Raw genomic sequence first — 19,295 nt, 5'->3', positions numbered from 1 at the left:
GAAATTCCTCGCCAGTTTAAGACAATGATTTTAGGAAGCATCCCCTATACTTATCGTAAAGAGATGAATGAAAGGGGTGCAGCGAATGAGACATTATCAATTGTTTTTACTAGAAGAGGACGTTGCGCAGCACTATTTTGGACAAGAGTCAAAACTATTTCATTTATTTTTAGAAAGAACGATGGCTTCACCTGAACAAAAGCAAATTATTGATTTGCAGATAGAATATATTTCAAAGCCGATGCCTGGTTTGTTGCTGCAGCAAAAAATGATGGCTGCTTTTTCAAATTTATCCTCCTATAAAGTAAATAAACATATCCATGTGCTTGACCTTGCCCAACCTGAAAGCTGCGCTGAATTACTAATTCATAAGAAACACCTATCATTAACATCGACTGGTGAAATTGAAGCAGAAACGATGTTTTTTGAAGTGCTGAGAAAAATAGACCCTTGTTTTTTTGCCATCAATTTTGAAACTCATCGTTTTGGATGGCTTAATCCTATTAAGCAAGTTAAGTTTGTCTAAGCGGATAAATAGGAACAAATTTCATAAGGAGCTTTTAAAAACGGTCTCGTTACGATATAATAATGTAGGTTGATTCAGGCTAAGCTTGAACGGTTTATTTTGTTTGAAGGAGGACGTTGGACGTATGCCATGGATTCATATTTTAGGCTACACGATCGCAGTACTTGCGGGTGTTGCTATCGGTTTCTTTATCGCACGTAAGACGATGATGTCTTATTTAAAGAAGAACCCGCCAATTAATGAGCAAATGCTTCGAGTGATGATGATGCAAATGGGTCAAAATCCATCACAAAAGAAGATAAATCAGATGATGAAAGCAATGCAAAAGCAACAAACGAAATAATGTATCGGACAAGCACCTCATATTGGGGTGTTTTTCTACTGTAAAAAGATGTTATGCTATCATACATAATAAGGAAATAAGATAGTTGCTCCAATACATGAGAAGGGTGGAAGGAATATGTAATATTTATCATGTACGTATCCATTTAATTTACGGAATATTAATTACTTTCGGTTTTTTGCGGGGGAGGAAATTGGTAAGATGTCTGTATTTAAAGACTTGTGGTGGTTTTTCAAACGGGAACGTGTTTCTTATGGGTTGGGTATTTTAGTATTGGCTTTTGTTTCTATTTTCACCTTATTACCCCCGTATATAGTGGGTGTGATTGTGGATCATATCGCAGAGCAGACGTTGACGACAACAACCCTGCTTTCATGGGTTGGAGTTTTACTAGGTGTAGGGCTAATCGTCTATGTGCTTCGTTTTGTATGGAGGATTATGATTTTTGGGGCAGCGATTCGCTTAGCACGTCTTTTAAGAAATCAGTTATATGAACATTTTACAAATATGTCGAGTAAATTTTATCAAAAACAGCGGACTGGCGATTTAATGGCACATGCTACAAATGACATTAGAGCTGTTCAAGCGACAGCAGGGCAAGGCGTGCTTACTTTAGTGGATTCACTGACAATGGGAGGCTTTGTTATTTTAACGATGGCCCTCACCATCAGCTGGGAGTTAACGTTGATCAGTTTGATTCCGATGCCGTTCATGGCGCTTTTAACAAGCTATTATGGAACGTTGCTGCATAAAAGATTTCATGTGGCTCAAGCAGCTTTTTCTGATTTAAATGACAATGTACAGGAAAGTATTACCGGGGTCAGAGTGGCAAAAGCTTTTGGTCAAGAGGAACGCGAAATAGAAGGGTTTCGTGCGCAATCGGAGCAAGTTGTCGAAAAAAATGTTTCGGTTGCCAAAGTAGATGCTTTATTTGATCCAACAATTTCATTGATTGTCGGGCTGTCTTATTTTCTTGCTGTTGTATTTGGCGCACGTTATGTGATCGCTGATGAAATGACAATCGGCCAGTTAACGAGTTTTACCATCTATCTTGGTCTGTTGATTTGGCCGATGCTTGCCTTTGGATGGCTGTTTAACATTGTTGAACGTGGAAGAGCTTCATATGATCGTATCAAGCATTTGTTAAGCGAAAAGCAAGATATTACAGATGAATTGGCGACAGTTGATACGGTCGCAAAAGGAGACATTGATGTTTCCTTGAACTCCTATGCATACCCAGGTACAGATAAAAATGCATTGACTGATCTGCATTTCACTTTAAAAGAAGGTCAAACACTCGGGATTGTAGGAAAAACAGGCAGTGGTAAGTCTACATTGATAAAATTGCTGCAGCGAGAGTATGATGTCTCAGATGGATTGATAAGAATTAATGAACGTTCAATAAATGAATATTCCCTTGATGCATTAAAGAGAGCATTCGGACTCGTACCGCAAGAACATTTCCTTTTCTCAGCGACGATTGCTGATAATGTAGCATTTGCAAAGCCTGATGCTAGTTTCAAAGAGATTGTTCAAGCTTGTAAACTAGCAAACATTCATGAGGATATCACTCGATTTGATCAAGGGTACGATACAGTTGTTGGAGAGCGAGGAGTAACACTCTCTGGAGGTCAAAAGCAGCGAATTTCGATAGCAAGAGCGCTTATCTCTGATCCTAATATTCTTATATTGGATGATTCTTTATCAGCTGTTGATGCAAAGACAGAAGAACAAATACTAAACTCGCTTAGAGAAAACCGCCGCGGAAAAACAACGATTATTACAGCACATCGCTTAAGTGCAATTAAACATGCAGATTTAATACTTGTTTTAGCAGATGGAAAAGTAATAGAGCGTGGTGTGCATGAAGAATTGATGAATGATGGCGGATGGTATCGCACCATGTATGACCAACAGCAGCTAGAGTCTGTAGTAAGAGGAGGTGGCGAGGAGTAATGGAACACAAAGACCGTGTATTAACAGAGAAAGAACAACGGCAGGTCCTCTATCGTCTCTTAGGTTATGCAAAGCCGCATGCTAAAACGTTATCGATTGCTTTTACCTTGCTGCTCCTTGCTACAGCTGCGGAACTAATGGGTCCTATTTTAGTCAAGATTTTTATCGATGATTATCTCACACCACAAGTTTTTCCGACTAATGAACTTGTACTTTTAGCAGTTCTGTATCTAAGTTTGCATATTTCTTCAGTGTTTGTTAATTATTTTCAATCCTTTTTATTTCAAAAAGTATCTCTTAGAATTATTCAACAGCTGCGAGTCGATGTATTTAGTAATGTAGAGCGTTTAGGCCTGGCTTTCTTTGATAAAACGCCTGCAGGGGGGCTGATTTCTCGCATTACCAATGATACAGAATCAATCAAGGAGCTGTATGTAACGGTATTAGCAACTTTTGTCCAAAACATCATGTTTTTAATCGGAGTTTTTGTAGCGATGTTTTATTTAAATACTACACTTGCGCTTTACTGCTTATTTTTAATTCCAATCTTGCTTGGCTTAATGCAGCTCTATCGTAAATGGAGCTCAAAGTTTTATGCGGATATGAGTGAAAAATTAAGCCAATTAAATGCGAAAATGAATGAATCGATTCAAGGTATGGCGATTATTCAAATGTTCAGGCAGGAAAAACGATTGCGAAAAGAGTTTTCGCGAGTCAATGATGAACATCTAGATGCTGGTATGAAGAGCATGAAATTAGATGGGCTGCTCCTGCGGCCGATGGTGGATCTTATTTCTATTCTCGCATTAATCTTAGTGCTAAGTTATTTTGGTGTGACATCCTTTGTCAGCCCTGTTGAGATCGGGGTTATCTATGCATTTGTTAATTACTTAGATCGCTTTTTTGAACCAGTTAACCAAATGATGATGAGATTGTCCTTATTTCAGCAGGCAATTGTTTCAGCAGGACGAGTGTTTAAACTAATGGACCATCAGGATTATGCACCGAGCCAACAGGGGAGAGATCCTCACAGAATCGAGCAAGGGGATATTACATTTCGTGACGTGACTTTTTCTTACGACGGAAAAACGGATGTGTTAAAGAATATCTCATTTACAGTTAAAAAAGGAGAAACGGTTGCACTAGTCGGACATACCGGAAGCGGAAAAAGTTCCATTATAAATCTGCTCATGCGATTTTATCCATTATCTAAAGGTGATATTATTATCGATGGCAAATCATTATACAATTATCCTAATGAGGAACTAAGAAGAGAGGTCGGACTCGTGCTACAAGATCCATTTTTATATACGGGGACGATCGCACATAATATTCGTCTGAACCGGGATAGCATTAGCGATGAACAAGTGCGTGCTTCAGCAGAATTTGTTCAGGCAGATGAATTTATACAACATTTGCCAAATCAATATGACACAGTTTTAGCAGAACGTGGGTCAACGCTATCAAGTGGACAGCGTCAGCTTTTATCATTTGCAAGAACGATGGCCACTAATCCAAAAGTACTCATTTTAGATGAAGCAACGGCAAATGTAGATACAGAAACAGAGGAAGCGATCCAAATGGCACTTAGAAAAATGCAAGAGGGTAGAACGACGATTGCGATTGCTCATAGATTATCAACCATTAAAGATGCAGATCAAATTTTGGTCCTCCATCAAGGAGAGATTGTTGAGCGAGGTAATCACGAAGAGCTGTTAGAAAGAGAAGGTCTCTATCACAAAATGTACCTCCTGCAAAAAGGGTCTAATGAAAAAATTAAACTGAGTTAAAAATAACCGACTTGGCATCTGCTAAGTCGGTTCTATTTTGTTATTTTCTTTTTTAATAAGCGATCGTATTTATTTAACAACTGGTCTAGCTGCTGACTTACTTCAACGGCTTTTTTAGAATGAAGACCGTTGCTTGTACCAACTTTAATTAATTCATTCCGTTTTTTTTCGATCGATTCTTCAATGGATTCTTCGGTTACTCTCTCATTTGGGGCTTGCACTGAGTCTTCTATAAAATTTCTAGTTTGTTTTCTTAATGAATCCTCTAGCTGCCTTTTTGTCATAGGTGCAACCCTCCACGAATCGCTTACATATATCATAATATTCTCCTCATTTAAAAACAATCTGAATTATTTGGAAGAAACGCCCTAACTAAAAGAGAAGCGAATATTTCGTTTATATTTGTCAAATAGCAGATTTTTTTATCAAATGTTTGAATAATGTTTGAAAGAGAGGACGCTTTAAGGTATGTTTAAAGGGATGGGTACGCTCATGAGAAAGGAGTGAGCTAAATTGAGTGATACGTATATATTATTATCAACAATCGGGGCAGCTATAATGGCTACTCTAGCTATTATTATTCGACTTAAGGCAACGAAACGTCCAGCTTCTGCAAAAAAAATTATTTTACCTCCGATTTTTATGTCTACTGGTTTTTTGATGTTTCTCTATGAACCAGCTCGCCCTGCTTGGTGGCAGGTGATTGAGGCATTAGCAGTCGGCATGATTTTTTCCATATTATTAATAAAAACCTCTAATTTTGAAATTAAGCGCAATCAAATTTATTTAAAACGTTCAAAAGCGTTTGCATTTATATTAGTCGGTCTATTAGTTGCTCGAATCACGTTTAAACTGATCATTGGGGACGCTGTTCAATTTGAAGAGCTCGCTGGTATGTTCTTTTTACTTGCTTATGGAATGATTATTCCGTGGCGGATTTCGATGTATCGATCGTATCGAAAACTTGAAGCAGAATTAATGAATAATCCCCCAAAAAAAATAATCGTACCTGCTGAAACATAAACGAATACGAATTTAAACAAAGAACTCGCTCTATTGAGCGAGTTCTTTGTTTAAGATGATTCTAGCAATTGTTTGTATGGTGTCATATCGATTTCTTTTTCTTTTAACTTTTTCTTTAAAAATTTATGATCACGTTTAGGCGTAGCTAGAATGTATCCGCGGATAATATAATCTTGGGTTAAGACACTCGCATTTTCTTCTAATACAAGCTCACCGATCTTCCCCGCAATTTTTCCTTTAGCGACGTCTCGAAACAATTCAGGAACAGGTTCAACTAAATCTTTTAATAATGCTTTTTGTTCTGCGTCCCATAAATGAATCGTCTTCTCGATATAGTAGTCTTGCCAATCTAGAATACTTTTTCCATCTTCTTTAGGCAGACGCTTAAGAAATTTACGGAACATGAAATATCCGCCGATAAACATTACTGTAATCAAAAAGATGGTCCATAGTACGATAAACCACATAAACCAAGTAGGCATTTTATTCTCACCTCTTCTACGTATCGATTCTATCCTACCATAAACAACTTAAAACTGCTATTGGTGTCTAATTTTTCTCTTTAAAAGCTGACAAAATGTAAAAAGGCAGATGAATGAGGGGATAGAATAGGTAGAGGAAGGCGAAAATGGGTAAGGCAGAACAGGTATAATCTTAATTTTTACATTTGTGAAGTGATAATTTGTGATTTGTGGAAAAATACAAAAAGAGACAGAGTTGTTTGATTATTTTCCACAAGGTCAGTTTGACTAAGAATGATTATACTGAAAATAAGAAAATGTTGAAGAGTTCAAAGGAGGATGTCTACATGTTAATTGGTGTACCTATGGAAATAAAAAACAATGAAAATCGTGTGGCGATGACCCCTGCAAGTGTGATGACGCTCGTTCAGGCTGGGCATCATGTATTAATCGAGAAAAATGCGGGTATTGGAAGCGGATTTAGTGATGAGCAATATGTTCAAGCTGGTGCTGAAATTGAAGCTGACCCTGCAGCTATTTGGGAAAAAGCAGATATGATTATGAAAGTGAAAGAGCCGCTCCCATCTGAATATGCTTATTTCAGAAAAGGTCTTATTTTATTCACATACTTGCACTTAGCAGCTGAAGCAGAGCTTGCCAAAGCATTAGTTGAAAAAGAAGTAACGGCCATTGCGTATGAAACCGTTCAAGTGGGACGAACTCTTCCATTACTTACTCCAATGAGTGAGGTAGCTGGCCGTATGGCGTCTCAAATTGGTGCTCAATTCCTTGAAAAGCCTAAAGGCGGTAAAGGGATTTTATTATCAGGCGTCCCTGGTGTAAAACGTGGAAAAGTAACAGTCATTGGCGGGGGTGTTGTTGGAACAAATGCAGCTAAGATTGCGATGGGTCTTGGGGCAGATGTCACGATTATGGATTTAAGTCCTGAGCGCCTTAGACAATTAGATGACTTATACGGAACAGATATTCAAACGATGATGTCGAACCCGTTGAATATTGCAGAAGCGGTAGCGGAATCAGATTTAGTGATTGGCGCGGTGCTGATACCTGGAGCGAAAGCACCTAAGCTTGTTACAGAAGAAATGATTAAGTCGATGAAGGCAGGGTCAGTGGTTGTCGATGTGGCGATTGACCAAGGCGGAATTATTGAGACGGTAGACCGTATCACCACACATGATGAACCGACCTATACAAAACATGACGTTGTTCATTACGCTGTTGCTAATATGCCAGGAGCAGTTCCGCGAACCTCAACGATTGCATTAACGAATGTGACAATCCCTTATGCGCTGCAAATTGCTAATAAAGGTGTACATCGTGCAATCGAAGAAAATCCTGCTTTAGAGCTTGGGCTTAATGCAGCTGGAGGAACTGTCACATACGAAGCGGTAGCTCGTGATTTAGGGTATGAGTACTTAGCTCCTCGTGAAGCATTAAAAACACTTCAGTCATAAAAACACATCTGGCAAATAAAAAAGTCAGGGGAAATGAATCCTCTGACTTTTATTGTTTTCGTTGAATATAGTAAGCGTGATCAGCTTTCTTAAAACCAACTTTTGGGTAATAATCAAGTGCTTCAGGGGAGGAGAGTAAGATCAGCGAGCATTCGGTTCCGATTTCTTGTCTGGTTCGCTCGATTAATTTACGTCCGATCCCTTTATGCTGATAACGCTTATCTACAGCTAAATCAGATAAATAACAGCAATAGGAGAAGTCAGTCAGCGAACGGGCTGCACCAGTTAAATGGCCACCATCCCACGCAGTGACAAGGAGAGGAGAGGCTTCAATCATTTTAGTCAACCGAGCTGCATCTTCATGTGGCCGTTTAATTGTAGAACGCTTAAAAAGATCAGCTAATTGCTCAGCAGAGATCGCTCGATTCACTTCATATGTGATCATAGGTTTACATACACTCCGTTCTTTAGTTTAATAGTATCGTACGATGTTATTATCATTAACTATACCATAACGTTCAGATAAAGGCAGGAGGAGAGTCCGTTGACGAAAGAAGAGGCACAATCGATTCTTGAACAATTACGTAATAAGGAGTTAGAATCTTATACGGTTACAAAAGAAGATTTCTTGGATTTTCGTTCCGTATTAGTGGCGCAGGACGATGTTAAAAGCTTTAGAGGGAATGCTCAGCACGGCGGGGCTGCGATTTATACATATGAACCGGGCTGGACGAAATAGAAAAAGCACATCTGCAATAAGCAGATGTGCTTTTTAAACATATATTAATCTAACACCGTTACTGTTACTGTTTGACGGCCAAAGTTAATCGCTTCTTCTTTCGTTGCCATGTGCAAGTCTACTTTATGGCCTTGAATAGCGCCGCCAGTATCTCCAGCAATTGCTTCGCCGTATCCTTCTACATGTACACGTGATCCAAGAGGGATAACGCTAGGATCAACTGCTACTACTTTTTTATTAGGATTTTCGCGTAAATCAATTCCAGTAGCCGTTACACCAGAACATCCTTCACAATATGCAGTGTACGCTGTTGCTTCCATTTCGAATGTTGCTTGTTCGCTGTCTGCAGGTGCAGAATCAACTGTTTCTTCTGTTTCTTCTACAGCAGGCTCTTCTACTGCTTCAGGCTCCTCAGCTTGTGGTTCTTCAGCAGCAGGTTCTTCTGTTGTTTCCTCAGCTTGTGCAGGAGCTTCCTCTACAGGAGCTTCTTCAACAGGCACTTCTTCAACTGGAGCTTCTGCAGGCTCTTGGGATTCAGGAGCTGTTTCGACTGGAGCTTCCGCTACAGGAGCTTGTGGCTCAGCTGCCTTATTAGCGGCTGGGTTTGAGTAGTAAAGGTTAGAGTAAGTCTCAGGGCCGGCAATGCCGTCTACAGAGATTCCTTGAGCTTTTTGAAATCCTTTAACCGCTGCTTGTGTTAATGGACCATACAAGCCATCTTTATTTCCTTCATAGAAACCTAGATCTACTAATTGATGTTGAAGGTCTTCTACTAATACCCCTTCGTCACCTTTTTCTAGAACTTTCATCGCACCTACTGTTTGCGGACCAGCAATTCCGTCCACTACTAAGTTATGCTTTTCTTGATATGTGGAAACAGCATCAAATGTTTCTTTTGAAAATGTTCCTGTTATAGCGGCTTCATCTAATAAGCCTTTTTCATGCAAGAGTTCTTGAACTACTTGGACACTCTCGCCATCTACGCCTTTGTGTAAGAGATTGCTTCCTAAGTCACTTGCCTCTGAAATGGCTGGTGATGCAAATAGGAGCACGCCAGCTGTAGCAAGCGGTAGTCCGAAGTTCCGTAAAAGCTTTGAATTAGTTTGTTTTTTCAAAGTGAATACCTCCTTACTTCGTTCAACGCTAGTAATCGTAACAGCTATCAAACGAGTTAGGCAAGCATTCTCGTTCTACTTAATCAAACTGCAATATACTTGTAATATATGAAATTGCTACGAGATAATCGGTGGCAAGATCGCCAAAATATGTATGTGTTTGTGGGAAAATGACAAAAAAATAAGGTGTAAAATCATGGAATTTTTAAGGCTGTTATGTGTTAATCCTTAATATGCCAATAGGTTCAAGCTTTGTTTTTATAAATAAGAGTAAATGCAAAAAACGATCAAAAAGCTCCCGTTTCGATAGATTTTTCAACTCTCTACATATTATACTACGAAAACGTAAACTGAGAATCCATACAGTTGAGGATCCTCCTTTATACGTGTATCTTGTAGAAAACCATATTTTACAAGGTTTTACCTTGCTTGAAAGAGGGAACGAATAATCGACTATCTAAATATTGAAAGTGGGGGAAGGGTTTATGGCTGATAAACCTGAAACAAGGGAAGAAAAGAGGAAGCTAAAGAAAAGGAAACATAAAAGAGGAAGCGGGCTATTGTTTAAGATTGCAGCCGTTTTAACTGTTCTCTTTGTGATAGCAGGAGCGGTTGGGAGCTTTACAATTTATGGTTTAGTTCAAAGTGCTCCAGAGATTGATGATGATACGTTTGCATTTGCTAATTCATCTACTCTGTATGACCATAATAACGAGGAGATTATTGCTTTAAGTAATGGAGAAAACAGGCAGTCAATGTCTATTGAAGAAGTGCCTGATCACGTGAAGGATGCGTTTATAGCAATTGAAGATGTTCGTTTTCACGATCATTCAGGACTTGATATCAGACGGATCGGAGGGGCTGTGATCTCTAATATTACGAATGGTTTTGGTGCTGAAGGCGGAAGTACAATTACTCAGCAGGTAGTGAAAAATTCACTTTTAACTGCTGAGAAATCAATGACACGAAAGGTACAAGAAGCCTATCTAGCCCTGGAACTTGAAAGACATTATACAAAAGATGAGATTCTAGAACTCTATTTAAATAAAATATATTTCGGTAATGGTGCTTACGGGATTGTTACAGCAGCTGAGACTTACTTTAATAAAGAAGTAGATGAGCTGACGATTAATGAAGCTGCCTTATTAGCCGGCCTGCCTCAGCGTCCATCTGGATATGACCCTTATCAAAATCCAGACCTTGCTGAAGAAAGACGAAATACTGTACTGTATGTGATGCATGAACATGGTTTTATTACAGAGGAAGAATACGATGAAGAAAGAAGCATGCCGGTCGAAGATATGCTGCAGAGAGGCTCGGAAGATCAATCCGTTTCTGATGCCTTTATGGACCAAGTATATAGGGAACTAGAACAAATTGATGGATTAACTGCCCAGATGATTTATAACGGTGGTTTAGAAATTTATACAACCTATGATGCGGATGCTCAAGCACATGTAGAAGAAGTGCTTAATTCTGATCAATTTGTTCAATATCCGGATGATAATTTCCAAGCAGGAGTAACCGTGGTTGACAACCGTACAGGAGAAATTAAAGCCATTGGCGGAGGTCGTAATCAAGAAGCAGGAGAGAACCGTTCCAACTATGCTACCCATATTAAGCGCTCCCCAGGATCTACAATTAAACCGATTCTAAGTTATGGACCTGCAATCGAACATTTGAAATGGTCAACCTATCAGCAAATAGAAGATGAAGAAATGACTTATACAGGCAGTGATCAAGTAATCCGTAACTATAATGGCCAATATCACGGGCTGATGTCTATAAGAGAAGCTCTGACTCAAAGCTGGAATACTCCAGCCGTGAAGACATTCCAAGAAGTTGGTGCGGATAAAGCACAGGAATTTGCTGGAAACATAGGGATTAATATTGAAGGATCAGTGTATGAGTCATACGCTTTAGGTTCATTTGATGAAGGGATTTCACCGCTTGATTTAGCAGGTGCATACTCAGCTTTCGCTAATGAAGGGACCTATAATGAGCCTCATACCGTTAGAAAAGTTGTTTTCCCAGATGGCAGAGAAATTAACATGCAGCCAGAAGGTGTACAAGCAATGAGTGATTATACTGCCTACATGGTAACCGATATGTTGAAAAGTGTAGTAGAAGAAGGAACAGGACAGCTCGCAGCCATTGGCGGCGTACCAGTTGCAGGTAAGACGGGTACAACGAACTTTAATGAAGAAACAAAGCAAAAATACAATATTGATGAAGGGGTTCCTGACGTTTGGTTTGCAGGCTATACATCGAATTATACAGCCGCTGTATGGACGGGGTATCCTAGAATTGATGAGAATAGTTATATTAAAACGAGAGAAGATCGTCAAATCGCCCAGCATATCTTCCGTGAAGTGATGAGTGGTATGGTAAATGAAGAAACAGGAGAGTTTGCAAAACCTGATTCGGTTGAAGAAATTACAATAGATACTTCAACGGGTGAACGTGCAGACTCAAGTTCTTCTAGAAGTGATCTTGTGACAGAGCTATTTGTCACTGGGACCACTGTTAAAGATGCTTACAGTCTAGTAGAAGATGAATGGGAGAAAAAGCAAAAAGAAGCTCGGGAGGAAGAAAGAGCTAAACAGGAACAACAAAGAAGAGAACGTGAAAGATCAGAAGAAAGAGAACGTAGAAAAGAAGAACAGCAAGAGACCGATAACGATGAGGATGAGAGTGAGAGTGAGGTCGTCGATGAGGACGGGTTAAATATTGAAATTGATCCAAGTGACGATGAATCAAATGAAGAGCCGAATGATTCCTCAAATGACGAGGAGCAAGGGTCTGATGAAGAAGACAATGTAGAAGAAGAAAAGGAAGAAGATAAGAAAGAAGAGAAAGAAGAGAAGGAGGAGAAGAAGCAGGAAAAAGAGGATGAGAAAGAAGAGGAAAGAGATGAGGAAAACAATGAATCAAATTCTTCCAGCTCAGATGATGAGTCTGACAGTGATGAAAGTGACAGTGATAGCGAGGAAGAAGATAATTAAATAAAAGTGAGAAAAGCCCTTCACAATCTTAATGGATGTGAAGGGCTTTTGCCTGCCAGAAATAAAAAAATGGACTTTCTCTATGTGAACTGTGTGGGATCATGATAGAGTAATGAATAATAGGTACGATGCAGGAAAGGATTGTGTATGAAGAAAATGCTTTACATATGGGATATTGAAAAAGCGATCAAAGAGATCGTAGAGGAACATAATTTGCAAATCAACTATGAATTTAACAATGAACTCAGCTCGCCGATGAGCTTTAATATTTCGACTACGACATTAAAGTTTAACTATCTTGAAGTTAACGGGTACTTAAGTAAAATCAGGATAAAAGAGTCAAAAGAAAATCTTCTTAAGGTCATCATTTATCATGAACTCGGCTATTATGTGGATTATAAAAAGACAAAGTATGACCTAAGAACATTTATTTATGGAGACGAAGAAGAAATTGAACAATTGAAAGCGCAAATTGAAACAAATGCTTGGGAATACGGGAGAACATTAGTACCTAAAGAATTGGTAGATGCTTATGACAAAGTTCGCGAGCTCGATAAAATGCTTATTAAGGGACTTTAAAGAAGTGTCTCAAAATAAGGAAAGCCACTGCTTAATGTTAGTCTGCAGTGGCTTTCTTTAATGAAAAATGTTCGTTTTGAAAAATACTTGAACTGGCTAAATTTAATTAAATCTCACATTGATCTCAACCACTTCTGCTCTGCTCCCGATACGAAACGGCGGTCCCCATATACCATAGCCAGATGAAACAATGGTGTGGAGCTCGTCTAATTGTATGTGGCCGTAATGGTTTTCATATATCGCATTAGTAATGAGATTACCAGGGAACAACTGGCCTTTATGGGTGTGACCAGATACCATCACGTCGACTCCAGCAGCACCTACTTTATCAAACTCTCTTGGTTGATGATCAATTAAAAGAATTGGCTTGTTATGATCCACGTCTTCAGTAAGGTCATCAATTGGTAATCGGTTAAAGTCTGAGTAATCCTTGCGTCCAATGACATAGAAAAGGTCCTCAATAAGTGCAGCCTCATCGACTAACACCTCAATATCAATTTCATTCATTTCCTTAATAAAAGTAGGAATGTCATCTCCGTAATATTCATGGTTGCCTAAAACAGCATATACCCCCAGCGGAGCCGTTAATCCTGCCATAATTTCACCTAGGTTATGTGAATAATAGGGCTCTATACTACTATCAATAATATCACCAGCTAGTAAAATAACATCCGGCTCGACCTCGTTTGAGAGGTTGATTAGCTCTGTAATCGTTTTGGGCCCAATTGTTTCGCTGATATGGATATCAGACACTAAGAGCAGCTTAATCTCATCCAGTTCGGATTCTTTAGCAACTTCAATATCATAGGAAACAACAACTGGATTCCACATGTTATAGGAGCCGTATATGAAAACGAACAAATAAAATAAAGTGACACTAAACCCGGCCCATTTTAATCCTTTTCTTGTATTAAGCCTTTTTTTCTTCATAACGAAGAAAAGGATATTTAATAGCGGAAATAGAAGCAGACTATATCCAAATACAACGAGCCAGATGTATCCAACCCATAAAAGACCTGAAATAGAATAAAACTGCGCTAAAAAATAAGAAATGGAAATAAAGAGCACGACGAAGAAATAGGTTCGTTTAAAACGGAAACCAAAGGATTTCTTAAGCCAAATCCAGCCGTTATAGGCTATATAAAAAGTAAGGGAAAAATAAATCAATAGAAAGAAAATAAACAGTATGATTGTCATGAAGCAGGACTCCTATATTAAGTTTTATATATGCCATCTATCATATCATTAGTCTTACATTAACTCATGCTAGAAGTCCCTGCCATTTAGTTTAAGTTTCCATTCAGGCAGGGTATCCTAATAAAAATAGGTAGTAGAAAGGAAGAGATGTTAGATGAAAAGACTTATAGCAGTATGTATATTCCTGCTGATACTAGGGTGTTCTAGTGTAGGGTGTTCTAGTAATGAACAAGAAGACTCTACAGCGGAGCAGCCTGACATAAATGAAGCTTCGAATCAGCCAGAGGAGGAGCATGCAGCTGGGATAGAAGTCATAGCAGAAAACCTCGAGATTCCATGGTCAATTGAAAAAGCAGACGATACTTTTTACTTAACAGAAAGACCGGGCTCTATTATAAAAGTAGAAAATGGAGAAATGAAACGGCAAGGTGTACAGCTAGAAAAAAATATTGCAACGGCAGCAGAGGCGGGACTTTTGGGATTAGTGCTGGCACCAGATTTTTCTGATTCGAATCTAGCATTTGCTTACTACACCTATGAAGACAGTTCCGGACAATTCAATCGAATTGTCACTCTGCGATTGGAGGACGACAGTTGGAGGGAAGAGAGCTTGCTTTTAGATCAGATCCCAAGCGGTACCTATCATCACGGGGGACGGTTGAAAATCGGACCAGATGAAACGCTTTACGCAACAGCAGGTGATGCCTCTGCCCCAGATCTAGCACAGGACCTTAACTCATTAGGAGGAAGCATATTAAGGATGAATCTAGATGGATCGATCCCAGAAGATAATCCACTGCCTGACTCCTACATCTACAGCTACGGACACCGCAATCCTCAAGGGCTGACTTGGTCATCTGCAGGTACGCTTTACTCCAGTGAACATGGCAGCAGTGCCAATGATGAAATAAATGAAATTGAAGGCGGACAAAATTATGGCTGGCCAAGCATACAAGGAACAGAGGAAGAAGAAGGAATGATCACACCTTTATTCACTTCAGGAGCAGCGGACACGTGGGCACCATCAGGTATGGCTTATGCGAATGGCAAGCTGTATGTAGCAGCTTTAAGGGGAGAAGCCGTGATCGAATTTGATCTTGAAACGGGAGAACAACGAAAAGTCATTACCGATTATGGCAGGATACGAGATGTGCTGATTGAGGATGATACATTATATTTCATCAGCAATAACACAGACGGACGCGGCAATCCAAAAGAGAATGATGATAAACTGTATAAAGTCTCTTTAACAGAATTGATTAGAAGTGAATAGAGTCGCTAATAAAATGAATGCCCCTGTGATCAATCGATCCAGGGGCTGATTTATATAAAAAGGATATGTATAATTTGGCGGGACTGTGTAGGAATCGAACCTACCAGAGACGGCACGCGCCTCTCGAGCGGTTTTGAAGACCGTGACGAACACCAGTGTCGCAGCCAGCCCCAAGAAGTATATATAACTATTAAATTTGAACGATCTCTATTATGCATGAATTACATATTTTAATCAAGTGAAATATAGAATGGATGTTTGCTGGCAAAAAATACGCTAATATTCATTTTCTAAATATCTTGAATTTAAGCCGTCCAATCAGATGGCTTTTTTTACGTCCCGATAACATTTTAGTAAATCACTTTTAACTGCTGTGTGGCGTGTAGTATGATAATACAACGTACATACGGAGAGAAGGAAGTGGCTTGTGTGAAAAAACATTTTACGATTGGGATGGCCGGTCATATTGATCACGGGAAAACATCTCTGACCAAAGCATTAACAAATGTGTATACAGACCGTTTAAAAGAAGAGCAGGAACGAAAAATCTCTATTGAGCTAGGTTATGCGCCGCTCACTTTAAATGAAGATATGGAAGTATCGATCATTGATGTCCCTGGACATGAACGCTTTATCAGACAGATGATTGCTGGGGTTGCAGGAATTGATATGGTTATGCTTGTGATCGCAGCAGACGAAGGCGTCATGCCGCAAACGCGCGAACATTTAGATATCCTGACCTTGCTTGGGATCAAGCGGGGGGTGGTTGTGGTGACCAAAATAACTAAAGTAGACTCTGAAATGCTAGAACTAGCAAGAATGGATATAGAAGATTCAATCAGAGGAACGTTTCTTGATAGCCAGCCTGTCTTTCTCGTTGACAGCATTGAAGAAGTCGGTTTAGAAGAATTGAAAGCAGGGTTAATCGAGCAATTGTCTGTCCTAGATGTGCGTAATGCAAGCGGAGCATTTAGACTGCCGATTGATCAAGTATTTACCGTTCATGGACAAGGTACCGTTGTGAGAGGAACAGTTTATGAAGGCATGATACAGGAAGGTGATATGGTCGAAGTGCTGCCACAGGGTAAGTTAGTTCGAGCAAGACAGCTTCAAGTGCATCATCAGCCTAGAGAAGAGGGGCATGCCGGCCAGCGGGTAGCAATTAATATAGGAGGCATTGAAAAAGCTTCGCTAAAAAGAGGGGATGTGATCGCTGCCCCAGGCCGTTATGAGTCGACACAAACGATTGATATTGCTTTAAAGACAGTTAATGAACTGAACCATTTGATCAAACAGCGCCAGGCAATTAAATTACATATTGGCACATCAGAAGTGTATGGAAAAATCGTCTTTTTTGACCGCAATGAGTTAAAAGCAGAGAGAGATGAGGTCCTTTGCCAGCTGCGCTTAGACGAACCGGTGGTGACAAGGCGTGGAGACCGATTTATTTTAAGACGTCCTACTCCAATGGAGACGATCGGCGGCGGAGAAGTCATTGATGGGCATGGCCAGACGTATAAATTTGGTCAGGCGACTGTTCAGATGCTTGCTAAAAAGCGTGAAGGGACGCCTGTTGAGTTAATCACGAATCTCTTATCAGTAGAAAAAGCATTATCAATCGATGAGATAATTTCACATACCGGATTACAAGCAGAAACAGTAGAAGCAGCAATTAAAGAAAAAGAATTTATACCATTGAGCCATTCAATTGTCACCTCAAAAGAAGTGTCAGCCCTTGCTGCGAGAACAGTTATACAAGATCTTACGACATATCATAACGACCATCCAATGAGAAAAGGGATGGCAAAAGCAGAATTGATTCAGGCAAATAAATCAGCATTCCCGAACGTTTTATTTGAATCTGCAATTGAAAATGAAATTGAGAATGGTTCAGTCCGCCGCATTGGTCCAAGCATTGCTCTTGTCTCTCATCACCCGCACCCTCCAAAGAAATGGGAAAAAAGGGTTGAGCATGTGTTAGGGGCTCTTAGGAAAGAAGGGTTTAAAGTTTCGCCTCTTATCGATCATCTAGAGGCGCAGCAGCTGCCTGAGAATTTAAGACCGGAGCTTATTCACTATTTTGAACAAGAAGAGCTTATTTATCGTTTAGATGAAAAATTAGTTGTTCATAATGAGCCATTTAAAATGATGGTAAAAGAATTATGGGAGCGTTCGAGTGAGAGTTTTACATTACAGGAAGCAAAAGATCATACTGAACTTTCACGAAAATATCTTGTTCCTTTTTTAGAAAAACTAGATTCTCTAAAGCTCACAAAACGGGATGACCAAAAAAGAGTGTGGATTACTGAACATATAGAGCAGTGGGTGAGACAATCGTGAGAGTGTTGTTTTTTACTCCTTACTTTAAACAAAACAGAGGAAATGCGACTACTGCGAAACGTATCGTGCACGGACTGCGTCTAATGGATATAGAAGTAGTTGTTTTCGCTTATGAGGAAATGAAGTGGAATGATCGTTGGCAGGAAATTTTTGATGAAGTGGATCTTTACCATATTCTACATTTACGGAGGTTTGCCAACTGGAAGAATAAGCAGGATGTTAGCCTCAACAAGCCATATGTCCTTACATCAGGAGGGACGGATATTAACGAAGACTTAGCTGATCCAAATGCATTGCTTTTGATGGGGAATGTAGCTGATGACTCATGTGCTGTTACCGTATTTACGGATGATGGGAAAGAAAAAGTGGCAGCTTCTTATCCAGACCTGAGCGACCGGACTCATGTGATTCCGCAAAGTATATGGCTGCCAGCAGAGACTGATGAATCTATTCTTTTGCCTAAAGGAAATCCTGTGATTTTATTACCTGCAGGATTGAGAAAGGTTAAGGATATCTTTTATTTATGGGAGGCATTTACTTCCTTAGCAGAACGGTATCCAGAAATGAAAGTGGTATTTATCGGTGCAGCTCTTGAGCATGGTCTTCTTAAACAAGTAGAAATGAAAGAAGATGAAGTGGAATGGTTTACGTATATTGGGGAAGTATCTTTAGAGGCAATGGCTCATATATTTAAGCAAGCAGATATCGTGATCAACACTTCGATTTCAGAAGGTCAGCCAACAGCATTACTTGAAGCGATGTATTCAAAACGAGTCGTAGCGGCAAGGAGGAATCCCGGCAATTGCAGTGTGGTCATAGATGGAGAAAATGGGTTTACTTTCGATTCACCAGAGCATTTTATTATGAAGGTGGAATCCTTAATAAAAAACCCGAAGCAACAACAGGAGATCGCAGAAAAGGCTTTTCAATACGTTAGTCATCATCATCAATTTGATGCTGAAATAAAAGCTTATGTGAATGTATTCAATCATTGTTTAAGCAAGTAATCAATTGAATGAAGGGAGAGTATGTATGGTTCGGACCATCTATTATTATGCAGTGATGTTTGTAACCCTCGTGATGATGATTGGCGGAGGTGTGGCGATGGCCATGAATGTATCTGACTTAGTGGTGCCGTCTCCGTATTATTACTCATTTCAAGATTTTAAGATGAATCAAGAATCGATGCCTGATTCTGATAAAACAGAAGAAGAAATTCGCGAGATCTACCTCGAACAAAAAGAAGAACAAATGGAAATGCAGCGCACTCAAGCAATGAATCAATTATTAAAGAACATCGCCTGGGTGCTGATTCCTCTTCCTTTCTTTATTCTTTCAAGAAGGCAGCTAAAACGAGAATAGAAGAACAAAACAAGTGAATCTACCCTTTCACAAAAGGACATTGCTTTACAAGTGCCTTGTGAAAGTGGTAGATTCATTTCATGTAAAAAAGTAGAAATAGTGATGTTTATG

General features: G+C 39.5%; 18 protein-coding genes and 1 tRNA gene. 13 read left to right on the top strand and 6 right to left on the bottom strand.

Going from position 1 to position 19,295, the window contains the following annotated elements:
* Nucleotides 1–85 precede the first annotated feature (85 nt).
* From sirA to BPOF4_RS11180, 4 genes are all read left to right on the top strand, one after another.
* Nucleotides 86–526 (top strand): sporulation inhibitor of replication protein SirA, encoded by a 441-nt coding sequence (sirA, locus tag BPOF4_RS11195; RefSeq protein WP_012959285.1) that lies wholly within the window; start codon nt 86–88, stop codon nt 524–526.
* Nucleotides 527–650: 124 nt separating this feature from the next.
* Complete coding sequence (locus tag BPOF4_RS11190; RefSeq protein WP_012959284.1) at nt 651–869, top strand: YneF family protein; 219 nt, start codon at nt 651–653, stop codon at nt 867–869.
* Nucleotides 870–1,070: 201 nt separating this feature from the next.
* Nucleotides 1,071–2,825: an ABC transporter transmembrane domain-containing protein gene (locus tag BPOF4_RS11185; protein ID WP_012959283.1), complete on the top strand. Its 1,755-nt coding sequence runs from the start codon at nt 1,071–1,073 to the stop codon at nt 2,823–2,825.
* Nucleotides 2,825–4,615 carry an ABC transporter ATP-binding protein gene (locus BPOF4_RS11180; RefSeq protein WP_012959282.1) on the top strand — a complete coding sequence of 597 codons (1,791 nt, stop codon included), beginning with the start codon at nt 2,825–2,827 and terminating at the stop codon, nt 4,613–4,615. The genes BPOF4_RS11185 and BPOF4_RS11180 overlap by 1 nt, the downstream gene beginning before the upstream one ends.
* A gap of 32 nt (nt 4,616–4,647) precedes the next feature.
* Here BPOF4_RS11180 and BPOF4_RS11175 read toward each other — a convergent pair whose 3' ends face one another.
* Nucleotides 4,648–4,899 carry an aspartyl-phosphate phosphatase Spo0E family protein gene (locus tag BPOF4_RS11175; protein WP_012959281.1) on the bottom strand — a complete coding sequence of 84 codons (252 nt, stop codon included), beginning with the start codon at nt 4,897–4,899 and terminating at the stop codon, nt 4,648–4,650.
* Between the two features lie 229 nt (nt 4,900–5,128).
* On the opposite strand from BPOF4_RS11175, the gene BPOF4_RS11170 reads away from it, so the two are divergent.
* Nucleotides 5,129–5,638, top strand: a complete 510-nt coding sequence (locus BPOF4_RS11170; protein WP_012959280.1) for a CcdC family protein — start codon at nt 5,129–5,131, stop codon at nt 5,636–5,638.
* A gap of 50 nt (nt 5,639–5,688) precedes the next feature.
* On the opposite strand, the gene BPOF4_RS11165 is transcribed toward BPOF4_RS11170, so the two are convergent.
* Nucleotides 5,689–6,120, bottom strand: coding sequence for a DUF2621 family protein (locus BPOF4_RS11165; RefSeq protein WP_012959279.1), 432 nt, complete (start codon nt 6,118–6,120; stop codon nt 5,689–5,691).
* Nucleotides 6,121–6,446: 326 nt separating this feature from the next.
* Between BPOF4_RS11165 and ald the strand changes: the two genes are divergently transcribed.
* The gene (gene ald / locus BPOF4_RS11160) at nt 6,447–7,574 is read left to right on the top strand and encodes an alanine dehydrogenase (RefSeq protein WP_012959278.1); all 1,128 of its coding nucleotides are present in this window, start codon (nt 6,447–6,449) and stop codon (nt 7,572–7,574) included.
* Between the two features lie 49 nt (nt 7,575–7,623).
* Here the strand turns inward: ald and BPOF4_RS11155 are convergent, their stop codons facing one another.
* Nucleotides 7,624–8,019 carry a GNAT family N-acetyltransferase gene (locus BPOF4_RS11155; RefSeq protein ID WP_012959277.1) on the bottom strand — a complete coding sequence of 132 codons (396 nt, stop codon included), beginning with the start codon at nt 8,017–8,019 and terminating at the stop codon, nt 7,624–7,626.
* A 99-nt stretch (nt 8,020–8,118) separates the two neighbouring features.
* On the opposite strand from BPOF4_RS11155, the gene BPOF4_RS11150 reads away from it, so the two are divergent.
* The gene (locus BPOF4_RS11150) at nt 8,119–8,313 is read left to right on the top strand and encodes a hypothetical protein (protein ID WP_012959276.1); all 195 of its coding nucleotides are present in this window, start codon (nt 8,119–8,121) and stop codon (nt 8,311–8,313) included.
* Between the two features lie 44 nt (nt 8,314–8,357).
* Here BPOF4_RS11150 and BPOF4_RS11145 read toward each other — a convergent pair whose 3' ends face one another.
* Nucleotides 8,358–9,428: a peptidoglycan-binding protein gene (locus BPOF4_RS11145; RefSeq protein ID WP_012959275.1), complete on the bottom strand. Its 1,071-nt coding sequence runs from the start codon at nt 9,426–9,428 to the stop codon at nt 8,358–8,360.
* A 485-nt stretch (nt 9,429–9,913) separates the two neighbouring features.
* Here BPOF4_RS11145 and BPOF4_RS11140 point away from each other — a divergent pair, with 485 nt between their 5' ends.
* Entirely contained in the window at nt 9,914–12,433 is a 2,520-nt protein-coding gene (locus tag BPOF4_RS11140; protein ID WP_012959274.1) for a transglycosylase domain-containing protein, read from the top strand.
* A gap of 147 nt (nt 12,434–12,580) precedes the next feature.
* Nucleotides 12,581–13,012, top strand: coding sequence for a hypothetical protein (locus BPOF4_RS11135; RefSeq protein WP_012959273.1), 432 nt, complete (start codon nt 12,581–12,583; stop codon nt 13,010–13,012).
* A 102-nt stretch (nt 13,013–13,114) separates the two neighbouring features.
* Here the strand turns inward: BPOF4_RS11135 and BPOF4_RS11130 are convergent, their stop codons facing one another.
* A complete protein-coding gene (locus BPOF4_RS11130; protein WP_012959272.1) occupies nt 13,115–14,209 on the bottom strand; it encodes a metallophosphoesterase in 1,095 nt (364 codons plus the stop codon).
* Nucleotides 14,210–14,363: 154 nt separating this feature from the next.
* Between BPOF4_RS11130 and BPOF4_RS11125 the strand changes: the two genes are divergently transcribed.
* Nucleotides 14,364–15,482 (top strand): PQQ-dependent sugar dehydrogenase, encoded by a 1,119-nt coding sequence (locus tag BPOF4_RS11125; protein WP_012959271.1) that lies wholly within the window; start codon nt 14,364–14,366, stop codon nt 15,480–15,482.
* A 75-nt stretch (nt 15,483–15,557) separates the two neighbouring features.
* Here the strand turns inward: BPOF4_RS11125 and BPOF4_RS21995 are convergent.
* Nucleotides 15,558–15,654, bottom strand: a tRNA-Sec gene (locus BPOF4_RS21995).
* A gap of 215 nt (nt 15,655–15,869) precedes the next feature.
* On the opposite strand from BPOF4_RS21995, the gene selB reads away from it, so the two are divergent.
* The 3 genes from selB to BPOF4_RS11110 are packed head-to-tail and all read left to right on the top strand — an operon-like array spanning nt 15,870 to nt 19,184.
* Complete coding sequence (gene selB, locus BPOF4_RS11120) at nt 15,870–17,822, top strand: selenocysteine-specific translation elongation factor (RefSeq protein ID WP_049779890.1); 1,953 nt, start codon at nt 15,870–15,872, stop codon at nt 17,820–17,822.
* A complete protein-coding gene (locus tag BPOF4_RS11115) occupies nt 17,819–18,829 on the top strand; it encodes a glycosyltransferase (protein WP_012959269.1) in 1,011 nt (336 codons plus the stop codon). Before selB ends, BPOF4_RS11115 begins: the two co-directional genes overlap by 4 nt.
* A gap of 25 nt (nt 18,830–18,854) precedes the next feature.
* Nucleotides 18,855–19,184 (top strand): hypothetical protein, encoded by a 330-nt coding sequence (locus BPOF4_RS11110; RefSeq protein WP_012959268.1) that lies wholly within the window; start codon nt 18,855–18,857, stop codon nt 19,182–19,184.
* Nucleotides 19,185–19,295: the final 111 nt, after the last annotated feature.

It is taken from the genome of Alkalihalophilus pseudofirmus OF4 (genome assembly GCF_000005825.2).
Lineage (GTDB): Bacteria > Bacillota > Bacilli > Bacillales > Bacillaceae_D > Alkalihalophilus > Alkalihalophilus pseudofirmus.
This window is presented reverse-complemented; position numbering and strand designations above follow the sequence as displayed.

Excerpts from the sequence above, each read along its gene's own strand:
- sirA (WP_012959285.1), top strand. The coding sequence starts at position 86 with ATGAGACATTATCAATTGTTTTTACTAGAAGAGGACGTTGCGCAGCAC.
- BPOF4_RS11190 (WP_012959284.1), top strand. The coding sequence starts at position 651 with ATGCCATGGATTCATATTTTAGGCTACACGATCGCAGTACTTGCGGGT.
- BPOF4_RS11185 (WP_012959283.1), top strand. The coding sequence starts at position 1,071 with ATGTCTGTATTTAAAGACTTGTGGTGGTTTTTCAAACGGGAACGTGTT.
- BPOF4_RS11180 (WP_012959282.1), top strand. The coding sequence starts at position 2,825 with ATGGAACACAAAGACCGTGTATTAACAGAGAAAGAACAACGGCAGGTC.
- BPOF4_RS11175 (WP_012959281.1), bottom strand. The coding sequence starts at position 4,899 with ATGACAAAAAGGCAGCTAGAGGATTCATTAAGAAAACAAACTAGAAAT.
- BPOF4_RS11165 (WP_012959279.1), bottom strand. The coding sequence starts at position 6,120 with ATGCCTACTTGGTTTATGTGGTTTATCGTACTATGGACCATCTTTTTG.
- ald (WP_012959278.1), top strand. The coding sequence starts at position 6,447 with ATGTTAATTGGTGTACCTATGGAAATAAAAAACAATGAAAATCGTGTG.
- BPOF4_RS11155 (WP_012959277.1), bottom strand. The coding sequence starts at position 8,019 with ATGATCACATATGAAGTGAATCGAGCGATCTCTGCTGAGCAATTAGCT.
- BPOF4_RS11140 (WP_012959274.1), top strand. The coding sequence starts at position 9,914 with ATGGCTGATAAACCTGAAACAAGGGAAGAAAAGAGGAAGCTAAAGAAA.
- BPOF4_RS11135 (WP_012959273.1), top strand. The coding sequence starts at position 12,581 with ATGAAGAAAATGCTTTACATATGGGATATTGAAAAAGCGATCAAAGAG.
- BPOF4_RS11130 (WP_012959272.1), bottom strand. The coding sequence starts at position 14,209 with ATGACAATCATACTGTTTATTTTCTTTCTATTGATTTATTTTTCCCTT.
- BPOF4_RS11125 (WP_012959271.1), top strand. The coding sequence starts at position 14,364 with ATGAAAAGACTTATAGCAGTATGTATATTCCTGCTGATACTAGGGTGT.
- selB (WP_049779890.1), top strand. The coding sequence starts at position 15,870 with ATGATAATACAACGTACATACGGAGAGAAGGAAGTGGCTTGTGTGAAA.
- BPOF4_RS11110 (WP_012959268.1), top strand. The coding sequence starts at position 18,855 with ATGGTTCGGACCATCTATTATTATGCAGTGATGTTTGTAACCCTCGTG.